21 protein-coding genes are annotated in these 18023 nt (G+C 71.5%); 7 read left to right on the top strand and 14 right to left on the bottom strand.

What is annotated here, in order from left to right; genetic code table 11:
- Positions 1–50 precede the first annotated feature (50 nt).
- From NUM_RS07465 to NUM_RS07445, 5 genes are all read right to left on the bottom strand, one after another.
- Entirely contained in the window at positions 51–668 is a 618-nt protein-coding gene (locus tag NUM_RS07465) for a hypothetical protein (RefSeq protein WP_207123959.1), read from the bottom strand.
- A 139-nt stretch (positions 669–807) separates the two neighbouring features.
- On the bottom strand, positions 808–1401 hold the full coding sequence (locus NUM_RS07460; protein WP_207123958.1) for a TetR/AcrR family transcriptional regulator: 594 nt from the start codon (positions 1399–1401) through the stop codon (positions 808–810).
- A 54-nt stretch (positions 1402–1455) separates the two neighbouring features.
- The gene (locus NUM_RS07455) at positions 1456–2004 is read right to left on the bottom strand and encodes a cysteine hydrolase family protein (protein ID WP_207123957.1); all 549 of its coding nucleotides are present in this window, start codon (positions 2002–2004) and stop codon (positions 1456–1458) included.
- 289 nt (positions 2005–2293) lie between these two features.
- Positions 2294–2872 (bottom strand): YceI family protein, encoded by a 579-nt coding sequence (locus tag NUM_RS07450; RefSeq protein ID WP_207123956.1) that lies wholly within the window; start codon positions 2870–2872, stop codon positions 2294–2296.
- Entirely contained in the window at positions 2869–3210 is a 342-nt protein-coding gene (locus NUM_RS07445) for a rhodanese-like domain-containing protein (protein ID WP_207123955.1), read from the bottom strand. The genes NUM_RS07450 and NUM_RS07445 overlap by 4 nt, the downstream gene beginning before the upstream one ends.
- A gap of 42 nt (positions 3211–3252) precedes the next feature.
- On the opposite strand from NUM_RS07445, the gene NUM_RS07440 reads away from it, so the two are divergent.
- The gene (locus tag NUM_RS07440; protein WP_207123954.1) at positions 3253–3897 is read left to right on the top strand and encodes a TetR/AcrR family transcriptional regulator; all 645 of its coding nucleotides are present in this window, start codon (positions 3253–3255) and stop codon (positions 3895–3897) included.
- Here NUM_RS07440 and NUM_RS07435 read toward each other — a convergent pair.
- Positions 3869–4516, bottom strand: coding sequence for a LysE family translocator (locus NUM_RS07435; RefSeq protein WP_207123952.1), 648 nt, complete (start codon positions 4514–4516; stop codon positions 3869–3871). The two genes, NUM_RS07440 and NUM_RS07435, sit on opposite strands and share 29 nt — an antisense overlap.
- 84 nt (positions 4517–4600) lie before the next feature.
- Here NUM_RS07435 and NUM_RS07430 point away from each other — a divergent pair, with 84 nt between their 5' ends.
- Positions 4601–5131: a CGNR zinc finger domain-containing protein gene (locus NUM_RS07430; RefSeq protein WP_207123950.1), complete on the top strand. Its 531-nt coding sequence runs from the start codon at positions 4601–4603 to the stop codon at positions 5129–5131.
- A gap of 149 nt (positions 5132–5280) precedes the next feature.
- Here NUM_RS07430 and NUM_RS07425 read toward each other — a convergent pair whose 3' ends face one another.
- Positions 5281–6174, bottom strand: a complete 894-nt coding sequence (locus NUM_RS07425; protein WP_207123948.1) for an aldo/keto reductase — start codon at positions 6172–6174, stop codon at positions 5281–5283.
- An 87-nt stretch (positions 6175–6261) separates the two neighbouring features.
- Here NUM_RS07425 and NUM_RS07420 point away from each other — a divergent pair, with 87 nt between their 5' ends.
- Complete coding sequence (locus NUM_RS07420) at positions 6262–7182, top strand: helix-turn-helix transcriptional regulator (RefSeq protein WP_225918389.1); 921 nt, start codon at positions 6262–6264, stop codon at positions 7180–7182.
- 126 nt (positions 7183–7308) lie between these two features.
- Here NUM_RS07420 and NUM_RS07415 read toward each other — a convergent pair whose 3' ends face one another.
- Both NUM_RS07415 and NUM_RS07410 read right to left on the bottom strand, forming a co-directional pair.
- A complete protein-coding gene (locus NUM_RS07415; protein ID WP_207123944.1) occupies positions 7309–7827 on the bottom strand; it encodes an SRPBCC family protein in 519 nt (172 codons plus the stop codon).
- Positions 7827–8177, bottom strand: a complete 351-nt coding sequence (locus NUM_RS07410; RefSeq protein ID WP_207123942.1) for an ArsR/SmtB family transcription factor — start codon at positions 8175–8177, stop codon at positions 7827–7829. Before NUM_RS07410 ends, NUM_RS07415 begins: the two co-directional genes overlap by 1 nt.
- Positions 8178–8287: 110 nt before the next feature.
- Between NUM_RS07410 and NUM_RS07405 the strand changes: the two genes are divergently transcribed.
- Positions 8288–8734 carry an SUKH-4 family immunity protein gene (locus tag NUM_RS07405; protein ID WP_207123941.1) on the top strand — a complete coding sequence of 149 codons (447 nt, stop codon included), beginning with the start codon at positions 8288–8290 and terminating at the stop codon, positions 8732–8734.
- Positions 8735–8781: 47 nt separating this feature from the next.
- Positions 8782–9402, top strand: coding sequence for a hypothetical protein (locus tag NUM_RS07400; RefSeq protein WP_207123939.1), 621 nt, complete (start codon positions 8782–8784; stop codon positions 9400–9402).
- A 56-nt stretch (positions 9403–9458) separates the two neighbouring features.
- On the opposite strand, the gene NUM_RS37640 is transcribed toward NUM_RS07400, so the two are convergent.
- From NUM_RS37640 to NUM_RS07375, 5 genes are all read right to left on the bottom strand, one after another.
- Positions 9459–11843: a glycoside hydrolase family 95 protein gene (locus tag NUM_RS37640; RefSeq protein WP_207123936.1), complete on the bottom strand. Its 2385-nt coding sequence runs from the start codon at positions 11841–11843 to the stop codon at positions 9459–9461.
- Between the two features lie 294 nt (positions 11844–12137).
- A complete protein-coding gene (locus tag NUM_RS07390; RefSeq protein ID WP_207123934.1) occupies positions 12138–13595 on the bottom strand; it encodes an SDR family oxidoreductase in 1458 nt (485 codons plus the stop codon).
- Between the two features lie 75 nt (positions 13596–13670).
- Entirely contained in the window at positions 13671–13967 is a 297-nt protein-coding gene (locus NUM_RS07385; protein WP_207123931.1) for a hypothetical protein, read from the bottom strand.
- Between the two features lie 417 nt (positions 13968–14384).
- A complete protein-coding gene (locus tag NUM_RS07380; RefSeq protein WP_207123929.1) occupies positions 14385–15419 on the bottom strand; it encodes an amidohydrolase family protein in 1035 nt (344 codons plus the stop codon).
- 48 nt (positions 15420–15467) lie between these two features.
- Entirely contained in the window at positions 15468–16343 is an 876-nt protein-coding gene (locus NUM_RS07375) for an NmrA family NAD(P)-binding protein (protein ID WP_207123927.1), read from the bottom strand.
- A gap of 69 nt (positions 16344–16412) precedes the next feature.
- Between NUM_RS07375 and NUM_RS07370 the strand changes: the two genes are divergently transcribed.
- Positions 16413–17036, top strand: coding sequence for a TetR/AcrR family transcriptional regulator (locus NUM_RS07370; protein ID WP_207123925.1), 624 nt, complete (start codon positions 16413–16415; stop codon positions 17034–17036).
- Positions 17037–17442: 406 nt separating this feature from the next.
- Entirely contained in the window at positions 17443–17880 is a 438-nt protein-coding gene (locus NUM_RS07365) for an Hsp20/alpha crystallin family protein (RefSeq protein WP_207123923.1), read from the top strand.
- Positions 17881–18023 lie beyond the last annotated feature (143 nt).

Here is an 18023-nt window from a genome sequence, read left to right as displayed (position 1 = left end):
GCTGTGCCAGGCCTGTTCGACTGCCCGCTCGGCGCGGCGTCGAGGTTCCGCTAGGTCGTCGAGGTGGGCTTCGGGCTCGTCCGCGCCGGCCGATAGTGCTTGTGCTGGCAGCTGTCGGCCTGCCGGTACGCCCGGTCCAGCGCCGCGTTGCGGCCGCGCAGCGTCGGCAGGTCGGTGCCCGCCGGCGCCACCGTGATCGCGCGGGCAAGGTCGCCGGGAACATCGAGCAGCACGTCGTGGGAAACGGAGCTGTCCTTCGCGGTCGTCTCCAGCTTCTTGATCGCGGAGACCGCGTCCCGCACGGCCGCGACGTAGGCGGCGACCAGCCGGTCGCCGCCCTCGACCGTCCCCTTGTCCATCTTCTGGAAGGTCGTCAGGCTCTGCTGAAGATCCCGGCGAGCCCCGGCGACGAGACGGACGATCTCCGTGCGGGTCGGTTGGCGCGGAACCATGCTGTAGGCGAGGACCCGGACGGCGCCCTGCTTCGCCTGCAGGTCGTCGTCGGCGGCGCACACCGCATCCACCCACGTGATCATGGCCCGGGTGGGGGTCGCCCGACCGGACGCCGCGGAGCGCTCGGGACTCTCCCGGTCCGCGGAGCAACCGGCAGCACCCGTACCGGCGGCGGCGAGCAGCAGGGCCGGCACCACCAGAAGCGTTCGTCGCATCGGCCTCACCCATCCGAATCGGCCTTATGGGGCACGCGTGTCGTCCAGCATAGGTACCGGACGCGCGATGCCGTAGCCCCCGTGGTCTCGGCGCGAGGTCCGACAGCCGCGCATCGCCGGTACCGCACCGGGTCCGGCGTCAGCGTGGCGTCGGCGAGAGGGTACGCAGGTAGCCGTCCACGAGCTCGACCTGGCGCCGGGCCGGAAACGCGGCCGGCTCGAACAGCGACTGGACGACCAGCCCGAGCACGAACGCCTGCGCACCGGCGGCGATGTCGGCCGGGTCGCCTGCGGCGAGGTCGCCGCGCCGCTGCCCGGCGGCGACCAGGTCACGCAGCCGGTCGCGACTGCGGGCGTACCGGCGGGCGTGGTCGCGGCTGAGCCCGGCGTCGGCGAGCGCGGGATCCCAGGAGGAGACCCAGATCCGGTTGCTCGTCGCCGCCTCGGCGGTCAGCGGCAGAACCCCGAGCAGCGCGACCCGCAGCGCCGCCGACTCGTCCGGTGCCGTCTCGCGGGGCCGGTCGAGGGTGCGCTGTTCGAGCAGGTCGAGCGCGTACGCGACGAGGTCGCGCTTGGTGGCGAAGTAGTGGGTCAGCAGGCCGGTGGTGGCGCCCAGCTCGGCGGCGACCGCGCGCAGGGTCAGGCCACCGAACCCGTGCGCGTCGAGAACCCGCCAGACCGCCTCGGACACCTCGCGGCGCCGGGCGTCGTGGTCCCCCTTGGTCCGTGCCATCGTCCGCAGCCTAGCCGTGCGCCGGCTCGTACGAGGCGACGACCGGCACCGGTCTCAGGCCGGCTGCCAGTCCGCGCAGGAGGTGACCTCGACGGCACGGCTGGGGAACACGGTGTCCATGAAGAAGTCGTGTACGGCCGGGTCGCCGTCGCCGCAGCCGTCGCGCAGGACGGTCAGCCGGTAGTCGCGGTCGGCTGCGTCGTAACAGGTGGCGGCCACCATGGCGCTGGTGGCCACGCCCGCGATCGCGAGCGTGTCGACGCCCCGCGCGCGCAGCACCAGATCGAGGTCGGTACCGGCGAACGCGCTGGCACGGCGCTTGAGGATCACGACGTCGTCGGCGGTGACCGGCAGGGCGATCTCCGGTCCGTCCGACTGCTCGTGAAAGGCGTCCCCGGCGTCGAAGAACGACCGGAACAGCGGGTTGTTCGGCGGCAGGTCGGTGCCGTTGGCCCGGAAGCCGAAGCGGACGAACACGACCAGTACGCCGGCCGCCCGGGCGCGGGGCAGCAGGTCGGTGAGCGGCGGTACGACCCGCGCGGCGAACGGATAGCTGCCGGTGATGCCCCGCTGGACGTCACCGACGATCAGTGCGGTGCCCATGTCGTACTCCCGTCCGCCTCGCCGCCGCAGCGACGCGAGGGCCGTGCCGTGTGTGGTCGGTGGTCACCGACATCTCCCCGTGCGCCGGGGCCACCCCGGCGACCGTCACCGTAGCTGGGACGCCTCGGCGCCGTCACGGCGGAGTCGTACCGGCACCCGCTCGGTCGGCGGCCCGCCCGGATCCGGTTGCGGGCAGCGAGACGGTTCGCCCCCGCGCCGCCGGGCCACCCGGGATCGGGCGCCCGGCGACGCTGGGTCCGACCGTGGCTCGCGGTCGTGGCATGCCTGGTCAGTGCGGCTCCAGTACGGTCTCCACCTCGATCTCGACGGTGATCTCGCGGGAGACGAGCAGGCTGCCGCTGTCGAGCACCATGTTCCAGGTCAGCCCGAACGCCTCCCGGTCGATGGTGGTGGTGGCCGAGAAGACGGCGCGGTCGCCGCCCCACGGATCGCGGACGTGCCCGCGGAACTCGGCGGCGAGCTCGACGGACCGGCTGACGCCGTGCACGGTCAGCTCGCCGGTGACCGTTCCCTGCGTGCCGTGCCAGCGCACCTCGGTGCTGCGGAACGTCGCGGTCGGGTACCGCTCGACGTCGAACAGGTCCGCCGAGCGCAGGTGCTCGTCGCGGGTGGCGTCGCCGGAGTCGACGGTGGTCATGTCGATGTCGACGGTGACCGACGAGTCGGCCGGTGTCTCCGCCACCGCGACGGCGCCCTGGACCCCGGTGAACCGACCGCGGACCTTCGTGATCAGGAAGTGCCGGCCCACGAACGCGACCTCGGCGTGGCCGGGGTCGATGCGCCAGCTGCCGGGCGCCGGCAGCGTGACCCCGTCGACCGTTCGTACCGGCATGGGTGTGGTGGTCATGCCCGCGCCTCCGTCGTCGCCTCGGTGGGCAGGCCGGCGCCGACCCAGTCCTCGATGCCCTCCCGGTAGGTCCGGACGTCGGTGTACCCGAGTCGTTCGAGCCGCGCGGCGACGTCCTTGCTGTTGCCGCAGGCGGGGTTGGAGCAGTAGACGGCGATCGGCGCGGCGGTGTCGGGCAGCAGGTCCGCGGCCCGGGCCTGAACCTCGGCCGCGACGAGCGGGATCGCTCCGGGCAGGTGCTGCCGCTGCCAGTACTCGCCGCCGAGGGCGTCGACGACGGTGACGGTGCCGGCCTCGACGGCCGCGCGCAGCTCGTCGCGGGTGATGGATGCGGTCATGGGTGGCGCCCTTCGATTGATACGGACTACAGTCCACTTGCCATGGACGACATTAACGGACCGCAGTCCGCTTCTGCAAGTGCTCCCCCGGAGTTGCTGCGCCTCGCCGCACCCACCGCGCCCGCGGCCCGCGCCGACGCGGTACGGAACCGGGCGAAGATCCTCGACGCCGCCGAGCGGCTGTTCGCCGAACACGGCGTCGGCGCGGTGTCGATGGACGCCGTCGCCGCCGCCGCCGGTGTCGGCAAGGGCACGCTGTTTCGCCGGTTCGGCGACAAGGCCGGCCTCGCCGTCGCGGTCCTCGACGCCCGCGAGAGCGTGCTGCAGCAACAGATCCTGTCCGGCGAACCGCCGCTGGGACCCGGCGCACCGCCCGGCGAGCGACTGCGCGCCTTCCTCGCCGCGTACGCGCGGTTCCTCGACACCCACCTCGACCTGATCCGGGTGTCCGAGACCGCCAGCCCCGGTGCCCGGTACCGGATCGGCGCGTACCGGTTCTGGCATCGGCACGTGGCGATCCTGCTGCACGACGCCCGGCCGGAACTCGACGCCGACTACCTGGCCCACGCACTGCTCGCGCCGCTCGCCGCCGACCTGCGCGCCGCGCTCACCGGCGAGTACCCGGCCGCACGCGCGAGCGCCGGCCTCGACCGGCTCGTCACCGCGCTGCTGCGCGCCACGCCGTGACGACGTCGACCACCAACAGCACGGCCAGTACCGCGAAGGTGGCGCCGGCCAGCACGGTGAGAGCGCGGCCGGCCCGCGAGCCCGGCGCCAGCGCGGTGCGCAGCTGGCCGGCGGCGAGGCCGATCGCGCTGTCCACCACCAGCCCGACGAGCAGGAACACCGCGCCGAGCAGCAGGAGCTGGCCGGCGACCGCGCCGCGATCGACCCGGACGAAGTGCGGCAGGAACGCGGCGAAGAACAGGATCACCTTCGGATTTGCGAGATTGGTCAGCGTGGCGCGGCGCAGCAGCCGGCCGCGGCTCGGGGCGGCGTGGCCGGTGAGCCCGCCGCCGGTGGCCGACCGCAGCGTGTCCACGGCGAGCCAGCCCAGGTAGGCCGCGCCGGCGAGGCGGATCGCGTCCAGCGCGACCGGCACGGCCGCCAGCAGCGCGGCGAGCCCGACCGCGGTGGCCGTGACGTGCACGACCATGCCCAGCGCCATACCGGCGGCGGACAGCACCCCGGCCCGCGGTCCGTGCGCGGTCGCGGCGGCGACGATGTAGGCCATGTCGGGGCCGGGCGCGAGGGCGATCAGCAGCACGGCCACGACGTAGGCGGGCAGCAGGCTGGCGTCGATCACGAGCAGACCCGTAACGCACTGGGCATGCTTAGTACCGTACGCCTTGCAACGCGCTGAGGCTAGGCTGCGCGTTACACTGAACGAGTGCCGATCACGCTCGACGCGATGCAGCCGGCCGTGCTCGTGCAGCTGGTGAACGAATGGGGCACCGTGCCGCGCGATGTCGCCGGCGAGGCCGACCACCCGTTCCCGGCCCGACCGCCGGCCGACCTCGGCGTACCCCACGAGCACGCCGACGAGCAGGCGCTGCGCCGGGCCGCCGACCTGCTGCACCCCGTCTTCGCCAGTACCGATCCGACCGAACGCGTCGCGCTGGTCGTCGCGCTGCTCACCGACACCGGGGTACGCCCGACCGTCCTCGACGGCGCGGACGGTGTCCGGGCCGCCTGGACGGTCGGCGCGCCGGCACACGCGCTGGTCGCGGCGGCCGCCCTGACGCTGCGCGACCACCTCGACCGGTACGGCAGTGACCGGCTGGGAGTCTGCACCGGGCGGGCCTGCGCCGACGTGTTCGTCGACTCCTCACCCACGCACGACCGCCGCTTCTGCTCGGTGACCTGCCAGAACCGGGCCCGCGTCGCCGCCTACCGGCAGCGTCGCCGCACCACGAGCTGACCCGGCCCGCGGCAGGTCGGTACCGATGCCCGTCTCGAAGTCGGCGCCGGCACGCCGCTCGATGCGCTCCTGTATCGGCTGCGCCAGGCGGGGTCGAGCCGCCACGAGGCGCGGCGCGGCCCGATCTGGCTGCGTGACGTTCGGCGGGCTCAGTCCTCCGGGATGACCCGGGCGAACATCTCCGGGCGCGGCACGTCGGGGTCGGGGCCGTTGCGTACACCGGTGTCCAGCGCATCGATGCGGGCCAGCTGGTCGGCGGTCAGTTCGAAGTCGAACACGTCGAAGTTCTCGGCGATCCGGCCCGGGTTGGTGGACTTCGGAATCGCGGAGCGGCCGTGCTGCAGCTGCCAGCGCAGCATCACCTGCGCCGCGGACTTGCCGTGTTCGGCGGCAATGGCGCCGATGGTGGGGTCGTCGAGGACGTTGCGGCGGTGCTCACCCCAGCCCGGGTAGAACGTGATGCCCCCGATCGGCGACCACGCCTGGGTGAGGATGCCGTGCGCGGCGTCGGCGCGCTGGACCTCCGGCTGGGCGAAGTACGGGTGCAGCTCGATCTGGTTGACCGCCGGCACGATCGTGGTCTGCTTCAACAACTCGTCGAGGTGGTGCGGCATGAAGTTGCTGACGCCGATCGACCGTACCCTGCCGTCGGCCAGCAGCGTCTCCAACGCCTGGTATGCCGCGATCGTCTGGTCGAAGCGGTCCGGGGCCGGCTGGTGCAGGATGAGCAGATCGAGCGCTTCGACGCCGAGCTTGCGGGTGGCCTTGTCGAAGGCGTGCAACGTCGTGTCGTAGCCGTAGTCGCTGACCCACACCTTGGTCTCGACGAACACGTCGCCGCGGTCCAGCCCGGAGCGCCGGATGCCCTCGCCGACCTGCCGCTCGTTGCCGTACGCGGCGGCGGTGTCGATGTGCCGGTACCCGACCCGCAGGGCCGTCTCGACCGCGGTCGCGGTCTCCTCCGGCGGGCTCTGGAACACGCCGAGCCCGAGCGCGGGCATGCTCACACCGTTGTTCAACATCAGTTCTGGAGTCGAGGTCATGGCTTCGAGGCTAGGAGCCGAGCCGCCCGCCTGAGAGGTAACAGCTTTACCTCCCTGGCCGGCGTACCCGCGCCTACCGTGGACCGGGTGGACACCCCGCAGCAGCGTGCCCAGGTCAGGGACTTCCTGATCTCCCGGCGCGAACGCATCACCCCGGAGCAGGCCGGGCTGCCCGCCTACGGCGGACACCGGCGGGTCAAGGGGCTGCGCCGGGAGGAGGTCGCGTTGCTCGCCGGCGTCAGCGTCGACTACTACGTGCGGATGGAACGGGGAAACCTGGCCGGCGCCTCCGACTCCGTCCTGGACGGCGTCGCCAACGCGCTGCAGCTCGACGAGGCCGAACGCGAGCACCTGTTCGCGCTCGCCCGCGCCGCCGGCCCGGCCACCAACCGGCGCCGCCGACCCGTCGCGACCACCGTACGGCCGGTCATCCAGCAGGTGCTGGACGCGATCAGCGACGCGCCCGCCTGGGTACGCAACGCCCGACACGACATCCTCGCGATGAACCCGATGGCCCGGGCGCTGTACTCTCCCGTCCTCGCCTCGCCGGTGGCCGGGGCGACCGGCAAGCGGCCGGCCAACACCACCCGGTTCGCCTTCCTCGATCCGGCGGCGCAGGAGTTCTTCGTCGACCACGACCGGATCGCCGCGGACGCCGCCGCGATGCTGCGACTGGAGGCCAGCCGCAATCCGCACGACAAGGACCTCGTCGCCCTCATCGGCGAGCTGTCCACCCGCAGCGACCTGTTCCGAGCGCACTGGGCCGCGCAGAACGTCAAGTTCCACCGCAGCGGCCGCAAGCGGCTGCGCCACCCGGTCGTCGGCCGGCTCGACCTCAACTTCGAGTCGATGCCGCTCGCCTCCGAACCGGAACTGCGGCTCAACGTCTACACCGCCGACCCCAACACCCCCACCGCCGACAACCTGAAACTGCTCGCCACCTGGGCCGCCACCCTCGCCACCACCGAACCCGCCGACGCCACCGAATCCGGCACCACCCCGACGTGACGCCGGGGTCCGGCATCGTGTCGACGTGACGTGTCGACGTGACGCCGGGCGGCCGGCATCGTGCCGGCGTGACGCCGGGCGGCCGGCGTCGTGCCGCCCGTCCGGGTCCGAGCCGGCCGGCGGTCGTCAGTCGGTCATGCCGGGGATCGGGGCGCCGGACGGCATGCCGGCCGCGACGTACTCGTCGTACACCGGTCGCCACGGCTGCGCGTCGGCGCTGTGCGGCCCGGCCGGGTTCTCGCCCGCCAGCTGCTTGTCCAGCTCGGCCAGGCAGATCGTCCAGCCCGCCGCGGTGCGGGCCGCGGTGTCGCGCGCCGCCAGTACGTGCACCATCGTCAGGACGCAGCCGCCGGCGCCGTCCTCGACGAGGTCGAAGTGCAGCTCGTCGTCACCCCAGCTGTAGGCCAACCGGTGCGGTGGCTGGTAGGCCAGGATCGTCCCGGTGCCGGGCGCCACGTTCGGGTCCTCGGTGAACTCGATCGCGCCGCCGACCTCCGCCGACATCCGTACCGCGCTGGGGAACCAGTGCGCCAGCTCGTCCGGTTGGGTGATCGCCGCCCACACCCGCTGGGCGGAGTGCCGGTAGTGGCGCTCGAACCGGACCGCCGGCCGGCCCTCGTGTTCGATGAGTGTTCCGCGTTCCATCAGATCCTCCCGTGATCGTGGTGGGCGTTGCGATGCCCGGGATCGTCGTCGGTGGCGTCCAGGTGCCACCCCAGCGCGTCGAGCCGCTCGTTCCACAGCCGCCGGTACGGCGTCAACCAGTCGTCGAGGGCGCGAATGCCAGCCGGGTCGACGCTGTAGATGCGGCGCTGCGCCTCGATGCGCACCCGCACCAGCCCCGCCTCGCGCAGCACCCGCAGGTGTTTGGACACTGCCGGCTGGGCCAGGCCCAGCGCCTCGACCAGCTCGGTCACCGAGCACGGTCGGTCCCGCAGCAGGTCCAGAATGCGTCGCCGGTGCGTCTCGCTCAGCGCCGACCAGAGCCGATCCACTCCCCCAATATGCCTCTGTGGTTATATTCCTGTCAAGGCATGGCAGGTCCCGGCTCGATCCGCGTCGCTGCCCTCGGTCGGATGTCGGTGGGCGCGGCTAGATTCTGCGCATGGATGATGCCGCGCTGGTCGCGTTGTTCGCCGGTTCCGCCGGCTGCCCCTATCCGGGCGAGTGGCAGGCCGCTCCGCTGGCCGAGCGCTCGGTCGACGGTGTGCCGCACGCGATCGTCGCGCTGGACCCCGGGATCAGCGCCCTGGGCGTGCGCCGTGACGACGGTTCACTGTGGATACTGCCCGACGAGGACCAGCCCGACCTGGTCAACTCCAGCGTCGAGGCGTTCGTCGCGTTCACCCACGAGTACGCGAAGGCCGACGCCGAGGCACAGGCGTACGAGTCGGACGAGGCCGACGAGGCCGACGAGGCCGAGCAGGCCGCCGACCGGTTCACCGACGCGTTGCTGGCCCGGTTCCGGGAACGCGACGCGCCGGCCGTCGCCGACGAGAACTCGTTCTGGAGCATCGCCGCTGAAGAACTCGGCTACGGGATCAGCGTGTGACCGATCATCATGAGCCGGGCACGACTGGCCGCAGGAACGACAGGCCCGTGACCCGGCCGAGCCTGGACGAGGTCCGCCAGTACCACCTGCGTCAGCTCAACAGCGCGCTCCGCCGTCCGAGCATGTATGGCCCCGAGGTCACGCTTCGGATACTGCTGGACGCGATGGCCTTCGTCGATGGTCTCGACGAAGCCGTGCGAGACGAGACAGAGGCGCTCCGGGCACGGCAGGCGTTCACTTCGCTCGGCGTGCGCGGTGGATTTCTGACCGCACTTCCCGGATACCAGGACCACTTGGGCGCCGTCGCTTCGGTCTACGCCGAGATCGCCTGGCGGTACGACTGGCTCGTGGTCGACCGGCTGATTCCAGGCGAGGTCCACGAGCGGCTGCATACCCAGGCTGTCGAGTGGTGCGCCCAGGATCGGCGCCTGGACGACGTGCTGAGCGAGCTCGGTCCGCCTTCGGTGCTGTGTGGCGGCTCGAACCCGCACTACTCCAAGACACTGGTCTACGCCAGCGACGCCGATCCGGGGTTGGTCAGCCTGCACTTCAGCGGCAGCTTCGACGAGCCGCAGCCGATTCTGTACGCGCTGCGGTACGGCGACGGTCCGTTCCCGGAGTCGTTCGTGTTCACCCCGTTCGGCCGGTCGCAGGGCGCCGAAGGCTGAGTGCCCTGTCGGTACGCCGCCCGTTGTCGTGGTGGCGTACCGGTCGGCGTCGCCGGTCAGCGGGGGAAGTGGGCGGTGGTGGGGTGGCCGGCGTGCAGCGGGAGGGTTCGCGCGCGGGAGCCGTGGCGGACGGTGGTGTCGGCGGTGCTGCCGGCGTGGATGGTGGCGGTGACCTGGGTGGGGGTCCAGGTCAGGTCGATGCGGTGGCCGCCGCGGGCGCCGATGCCGGTGACCCGGCCGGACTGCCACGCCGACGGCAGCGCCGGGAGCAGTTCGATGACGCCGGGCCGGGAGTACAGCAGCATTTCCAGCATCGCGGCCGGGGTGCCGAGGTTGGCGTCGATCTGGAAGGTGCTGCGGCTGGCACCGAAGCTGTACATGTCGAACAGGTTCGGCGCGCTGCCGTTGCTGTTGGACAGCGAGGGCCGCAGGTTGGTGATCACCAGCTGGTAGGCGCGGTCGGCGTCGTGCAGCCGGGCCCAGCACAGCGCTCGCCACGCGCATCCCCAGCCGTAGCTTTGCATCCCGCGCGCGGTGAGCAGGTTGCGGGCTCCGGTGACCAGGTCGGCGGGGCTGCCGTCGAGCCGGATCCGGTCGCCCGGGAACAGGCCGACCAGCGGCGACAGGTGCCGGTGGGTGGGGTCACCGAGGTTGTCCGGCGTCATCCACTCCTCGAGCCAGCCGGTGGTCGGGCTGACCTTCGGCAGGTACAGCTTGGCGCGCAACGCGTCGATGGTCGCGGCGTGGTCGGCGTCGCGTCCGAGCAGCCGGCACGCCTCGACGTAGTTGCCGAACAGCGCCCAGACCAGCTCCTGCGCGTACGTGATGCCCTTCGCGTCGGGGGGCCCCTGCTCGGGTGACCAGTCGGCGTCGTCGATGAGTACCTCGTGGCCGTCCACGGTGGCGGTCAGCAGCCGCGCCTGCCAGAACTCGCAGGCTCCTCGCAACAGCGGGAAGATCTTCGCCAGGTACTGTCTGTCCACTGTGTACTGGTAGTGGTCGTACAGCGAGTTGCACAACCAGGCACTGCCGGCCGGGTGCCACCACCAACCGTTGCCGCCGTAGATGTTGGTGGAGATGGCGATCGTCCAGCCGGCGATGCGGCCGGTGGAGTTGCGGAAGCCGTTGCGCGGGTCGTTGAACAGTTCGCGGGTCAGCGCCGTCCAGGACGGCAGCGCGGCAACGCAGTAGTCGGCGAACGCGTCGAACTGGCCCGACAGGCCGGCCCGGTCGGCGAGCCAGTAGTTCATCTGCAGGTTGATGTCGGTGTGGTAGTCGCCCATCCAGTCGGGGTCGTTGCGGTCCAGCCACACCGATTGCAGCCCCATCGGCAGCCCGGTACGCGAGCCGCAGATGGTCAGGTACCGGCCGAACTGCAGGTAGCTCGCCTCCAGTTCCGGGTCTGCGGCGGCACCGTCGGCGGCACGGGCGTTGAGCCGGGCCCACGTGTCCAGTGCCTTCTGGTCTGCTGTGGACTGTCCGAAGTCGACGGTCATCCGGTCGAACAGGGCGCGGTGGTCAGCGACGTGGGTGTCGCGCAGGGCGTCGCCCGGCAGCCGTGCCGCCGCGGCGGCGGTGTGCCGGGCGTCGGCGATCGGGTCGGTGTCCGGGTCGAGCCAGCCGCGGGCCGGGTCGGGCACGTAGTTGGTGCCGCCGGCGACAACGACGGTGACCGCACCGCAGCCGGTGAAAGTCACGGCATCGTCGGCGACGCCGACCGTGCCGCCGTCGGCGGTCGCGGTCACCAGCGCGGCGTAGCGCAGTCCGTTGTCGAAGCCGCCCTGGATCGTCGCCTCGTCGGTGGTCTCGCCGTGCGTACCGGCCAGTGTCAGGCTGCCGGTGAAGCTGCCGCCCTCGGCGGTGAGCCGGACGACCAGCACGTCGTCGGGCGCGCTGACGAACGTCTCGCGCCGGAAACGCGCGGTACCGACCCGGTAGGTGCTGGTGACCAGCCCGTTGCTGAGGTCCAGTGCACGCCGGTAGTCGGTGGCGCCGGCGTGGTCGGGCAGGTCCAGCGTCAGCCTGCCGAGCAGGGTCAGGCTGCCGAAGTCGGTGCTGCCGTACGGGAACTGGCCGTCGCCGCCGAGCGTGCCGTTGCGTCCGCCGGTCCACATGCTCGCCTCGACGAGCAGCAGCAGGTCGTGCGCCGGGTCGCCGGAGACCAGGGCGCCGAGCCGGCCGTTGCCGACCGGCAGGCCCTGCTGGATCATCGCGTCGGGGTCGGCCGGCTGCGGGTACCACAGGGTGATCGCCTGGTCCGCTGGTACCAGCGGCGAGCGGGTGGGCCGACGGTAGCCGGCCGGTGCGGCGTCGGCGGCCCCGGCGGCCAGTTCGCTGCCGGCGGCGGTCACGGCCACGCCGATGCCGGCGAGCGCGAGGAACCCACGCCGAGACAACCGGCCGACAGATCCCATGTTTGACTCGACTGGCTCGCTGTTCATCCCGAAACCACCGCCGTCGTCTCGTAATCGACCCGATGTATCAGTCAGCGAACCTAGCACTCCTCCCCCGCGTCCGGAACCCTGCCGACCCGGCCGAACCGCCTCGACCCGCCGGTCGCCCAACCCGGCGAGCGCGCCTTCGAGTTGCGCGGTCTCCGATCGCGCGCCACCCGCGCCGGTCGCCGCGGGCCGTCAGGTGGCTGGGCGAGCACTGGCGGACAGGGCCGCGCTGACCGCGGTCCGTACCGCCGGAATCAGCGCCGAAGCGCTCTCGGGTGCCGGCCCGAGGTCCGCTCAGTTCTCGTGTTCGGCAGCGCCGGTGATGTTGGCGGCCATGCCGCCGAACACGATGTCGTGGAAGGGTGAGATCAGCTTCCAGTAGGCATGCCCGGCGAACCCGTGCGGGCGAAAGATCGCGCACTGCCGGTAGCAGGTGCCGCCATCGTCGGCGGGCGACACCGACATCTCCAGCCACGCCTGGCCCGGCACCCTCATCTCGGCGTGCAGCAACAGTCGGCGGCCGCGGTCGATGGCTTCCACTCGCCACCAGTCCAGCGCTTCCCCGGTGTGCAGCCGGTCGGGGTCGCGCCGACCGCGGCGCAGGCCGGCGCCACCCGAGATCCGGTCGGCCCAGCCGCGGACCGCCCACGCCAGCGGGAAGGAGTACCAGCCGTGCTCGCCACCGATACCCTCCACGACCCGCCAGACTCGCTCGGGTGGCGCGGAACTGTGTCGCTCGCGGGTGTCGGTGTACACGGTGCTACCGGACCAATCGGGGTCGGCCGCGGAAGGCTGCGAGGGATCGGAGGGCCAGCCGGCGTCCGACCATCGGGTGGTCACCTGCTCGTGGCTGGTACGGGTCAGCGCGAGTTCCACCGCCTGTTCGAAGTGCAGGCGCCCGCCGGGCGGGTCGGCGACCAGCGCGGTGAGGTCGTCTTCCTGGCAGATCACCTCGTGGATCAGCGAGTCGATCAGCGGCACCGCGATCGACCCCGGTACCGGGGTGACCAGGTTGACCCACTGCGCGGACAACCACGGCGTCAGGATCGGGACCGGCAGCACGATGCGGCGGGGAAGCCGTGCCACCACGGCATAGCGCCGCATCATCGCCAGATAGGTGAGCACGTCCGGGCCGCCGATGTCGAAGGTCCGGTTGAGCCCGTCCGGCAGCGTGGCGGCGGCGACCAGATAGTACAGCACGTCGCGGATCGCGATCGGCTGGATACGGTTGTGTACCCAGTGCGGGGTGACCATCGCCGGGAGCCGTTCGGTCAGATGCCGCAGCATCTCGAAGCTCGCCGAACCGGAGCCGAGGATCACGGCGGCCTGCAGAACGACCGCGTCCACGTCGCCGGCAAGGAGGATGTCTCCCACTTCCTTGCGGGAAGCCAGATGGGCCGACAGCGTCGGCGTGTCGGGGTGCAGGCCGCCCAGGTACACCAACCGTCCGACGCCGGCATCGGCGGCAGCCGCGGCCACTCGCCGCGCCGCGGTGCGATCCCGGTCGGCGAAGTCGCGGCTGTGCAGTGAGTGCACGAGATAGTAGGCGACGTCGTGGCCGCGCATCGCGGCAGCAACGCTGTCCGCGTCGAGGACGTCACCGCGGTGCACCTCGACCCGATCGCGCCAGGGCCGTTCGGCGAGCTTGGCCGGCGAGCGGGCGACGACGCTGACCTGGTGCCCCGCGTCGAGCAGTTCAGGTACCAGCCGTCCGCCGATGTAGCCGGTGGCTCCGAACACGACGCAGCGCATACCTCCATCGTGGCTGTTCTCATCGGACCGCGATGCCGGTTTGCCCAGAGCAGACAGCGCCACGGTGTCCCGGGCTCAGCCGAGACCCGCCCACGCGGCCCGGGTACCGCCGCGCGCACCCGCACCGACGAGCACGCCGGGGCCGGCCAGCGCCGAGTCGACACTCCGGTACCTGCACAGCACGCCGGCGGCACCGATGCGCTCGGCGAGCGCGGTCAGGGCCAGACCCGGCACGACGCGCAGGTCGCGATCCAACCTGCCCGCGGTGTAGCAGCACATCGCCACCGCGCCGGCGCCGTGCATCCCGACGCTCGACACCCCGGTCAGGTCCACGACGACCACCGGGTGCGCCAGGAACGTCTCGAACAGCACACCACGAAGTCTGGGGACAGCTGGCTGATCCAGCTCACCGGCCACGAGGACGACCGGATGGCCGCCCCTCTGATCCACCTGCACCGACAACGACATCGACAACCGCCTGTCACTCGAAACACGAGCAGCCGCTGTCGGACCGCTGCGGCACCACCCGGCCGCCAGGCGCGAGTCAGACGGACATCAGCCGTCTCGGGTGGGGCTACGAGCGGGGTAGTACCCCGTCTCCTCGCGTAACCGACCCGGGACGCGATTTAGTCCCGGCATCCACGCCCGGCGACACCGTGGCCTCGGACACTGCGCCGGCCATGGACACCGCGTTCGATGGCTGCCGGCGGTTCGGGACACATCCTCGAGGAACCGAGTACCGCGGCGTGACCCGGCTACACCGCTGACCCGGCTACGCCTCTGACCCGGCTACACCTCGCCGAGCCGGAAGAGACGCTCGGCGTTGCCCTGGGTGATCTGTTCGCGCTCGCCGGGCGTGATGTCGAGTTCGTCGAGAAACTCCTGCGTGCCCTCCAGCCGTACGAAGGGATAGTCCGTCGACCAGATCACCCGGTCGAGCCCGATCACGGTACGGACGAAGTCGAACTGCGGGCGATGGAACATTCCGCTGGGCGTGACCCAGACGTTCGAGCGGTAGATCTCGGTGATGGTTCGGGACAGTCCGGTGTCACCCGGGGAGAGCACGTCGTCCAGGCGGCTGAGGTAGAAGGGGACCATCTCGCCCCAGTGGCCGCTGACGACCTGCAGTTCGGGCAGCTGCTCGAAGACGCCGGCGAGGATGAGACGCAGCACGTGAACGCCCGCCTCGTGGTGCCAGCCCCACGCACCCAGCGCGAGTTCGGCGGACACCTTGTCGTTGAAGCCCGCGTAGTAGGCCTGCTGGACCTGCGGGATCGGATAGAACGGGTGCACGTACAGCGGCACCCGAAGCGCGGCGATGCGCTCCAGTACCGGCCGGTAAACCAGGTCGTCGAGGAATCCGGCGCCGGGGCGTCCGAGGATCAGCACGCCCCGCAGGCCCAGCTCGGTCACCGCACGGTCGAGCTCGTCGACGGCGGCGGCCGGTTGCTGCCACGGCAACGCCGCCATGCCCTGCAGCCGGTCCGGACGGGCGGCGACCGCGTCGGCCAGCCGGTCGTTGGCCGAGCGGCACAGCGCGATCGCCACCTCGTCCGGGACCAGCTGGATCGGGCTGGTCCAGGAAACGATCTGCAGGTCGATGCCATGCTCGTCCATCCGCTGGATTCGCCCGGGGCCGAGGTCGACCCCGAGCCGATTCGCGTGGTCGATGTCGACGGCAGGTCGCCGGTCCGGCCCTGGCTGCACCGGGAAGGCGCTGGAGCTCTGCGCACGCAGGTACGGCGCTTCACGGGCAAGGACCGGCCCGGCCGCTTCGACGATCGACCGGTCGATCGCATGCTCTTCGATACAGATCAGTGTCATGGATTCTTCCTCACGAGTGGTGGACGAACCGGGAGCCCTCGATGCGCGCTATCCGGCCACGGCCGGTCGCACGAATTCCTCGGCGAACGCGCGGAAGGTGGTGGGAGTGGTGTTCCCGGCGGTGCGCGGGGTGGCGTTGTTGATGCCACGTTCACCGGCTCGGTCCATGTCCATCATGGACCGAGCCATCTCCGCGGACACCCCGCGCGCTGTCAGCAACTGCTCGACCGCGGCGCGATCGCCGAGCTGGTACCGGACGGGTGTGCCGAGGACGTCGGTGAGGATCTCGGCGACGTCGCGGTAGGAGAGGTCCTCGCCGCCGAGAGTCTCGACGGAGTCCTGCCCGGTCCAGCTGCGATCGATCAGCTGCTCGGCAGCGAGCGCCGCGATGTCCTTCGTGGCGATCCAGGGCATCGTGAAGTCGGCGGGCAGGGTGCCGGAGATGGTTCCGGTTCGGATCGTGGCGGTCTGCCGGAGGATGTTGTCCATGAAGGTGGGCAGCGCCAGGGCCCGCAGGTGCGCGCCGGTGCTGCGGAACAGGTCCTCCATGGCGTGCGACGCCGACACGTGCCCGGCGTAGATCTGTGCTCCGCGTCCCAGCGCGGAGACGATCACCACGCGCGGCACCGCGTGGCGGACGACGGCGTCGGCGCCCGGAATCGATGCGCCGACGTACGCCTCGTAGGGACTGCGCGCGGTCGGCGACGCCGGCATCAGCCAGAACAGCGCGTCGGCGCCGGTCAGGGCGCGATCCAGCACGTCACGATCCCGGTGCGAGCCGACGACGATCTCGGCTCGCTCGAGCACCGCGTGGGGCAGCTTGGCGGGATCGCGAACGACGAGGCGCAGCGGTTCCTCGTGCGAGAGCAGGGTGGTGACGAGCTTGCTGCCGATCTGCCCGGTAGGGGCGGTGACCACGATCATGGATGATGACTCCGATCAGTGCGCGACGGAAGTAAACTCGACTGTACCGTATACTTTGAGGTGGACGCCATGGCCCGACGCGGTGAAGTTCTGCGCGAGCACATCCTCGACACGGCGAAGACCGCGTTCCTCGAGGACGGCTTCGAGCGGACCTCCATGGACGCGATCGCGGCACGCGCGGAAACCTCGAAGCGTTCCCTCTACGCGCACTTCCCGACCAAGGACGCGCTGTTCCAGGCCGTCGTCGAGCGCACCCGCGCTCTGTTCGGCGAGCGGATGCGCACGCCCGCCGAGTACGCCGAACAGCCGGTCGACGCGGTGGCGCGCTACTGCGGGCGCCTGGTCCAGCTGCTGCGGTGGTCGTCGGTCGGCAGGATGCTGCGGCTGGGTATCGCCGAGGCCGACCGGCTGCCGGAGCTGGCAGCCGGCCTGTACGACGTCGTGTTCGGGACCACGTCCCGCGAGCTGGCGGCGTACCTGGTCGACGGCTGGGGGCAGACCAGCGAGACGGCCGGGCCGATGGCCGACGAGCTGATCGGACTCGTCGTCCACCCGCGACTGCCCCGCCTGTTGTTCGGCCTCGACCGCCCAGTGGACGCGCGGCCCGACGAGGCCAGCCTGGCCACCGACGTCGACCTCGACGAGATCGGGCGGCTCGTCCGGCTGGTCCTGCCGGCACCCACCACGGCCTGAGACGCACGTCGCCGGCGGTCGGAGATCTCGCGGACACGCCGGTACCGGCAACCGCTGGCAGGCAACGCATCGCGGCACGGCGGTGTCGGTCGCCCGCCCATTTCCACGCTGCCCGACGGCCGGCCGGATCGGCTTGACGACGTCCGTCGGTTCGCTAAAATTGGTCTCGCCACTACAGGTTTCCCCTCGCAGTCAGGGGTGGTTTGTCGCTGTGGAGGTGAGTGTCGATGTCGGCGACCCGTGGCCGAGTGGCCCGTGGCCGGTGGTGGCCACGTCGTCGCGGCCGCTGGGGCTGGTTCGGGCGCGGTGGGCAGCGCCCGTGGCCCGCAGGGCCGATGAGGCTGGCCTGAGTGCCGGCCAGATCCGTTCTTGTGGTGTTTGTTGATCGTTGCAGGAGTGATGGTTGATGAGCATGGTGCGATTCGATCCGTTCCGGGAGATCGAGCAGTTCGCCAACGGCTGGTTGGACGAGCCGTCCCGGCGGCCCCGCTGGGCGGCGATGGACGCCTTCAAGTCCGGAGACGCGTACCAGGTGCGGATGGATCTGCCCGGAATCGACGAGGACTCGTTGGAGATCACGGCAGAGAACAACACGCTGACGGTGCGGGCGCGGCGCGAGACGGATGCGCCGAAGGGCGCCGAGTTCCTGATGCGCGAGCGCCCGGTGGGGACCTTCGCCCGGCAGATGGTGCTCGGCGACGGGCTCGATGTGGAGAGCGTCTCGGCTGACTACCGCAACGGGGTGTTGACGGTGACGATCCCGGTCGCCGAGCATGCCAAGCCGCGCCGGATCCCGATCGCACGGGCCACCGGCGGGGACCGCAAGGTGATCGAAGCCGGCTGACCGCGTCCTGCCCTCGCCCCTCGACGGGGCCACCCGGACAGGGTGCGCGCCGGCGCCGAGCACGGCCGTACGGGGAGGTGATGCCCTGCGACGGATCGATTCCGAGGGCTCTCTCGTGACCGGTTGCCCACCTCGCTGGGTCG

The organism is Actinocatenispora comari, assembly GCF_017312725.1.
Taxonomy (GTDB): Bacteria; Actinomycetota; Actinomycetes; order Mycobacteriales; family Micromonosporaceae; genus Actinocatenispora; species Actinocatenispora comari.
This window is presented reverse-complemented; position numbering and strand designations above follow the sequence as displayed.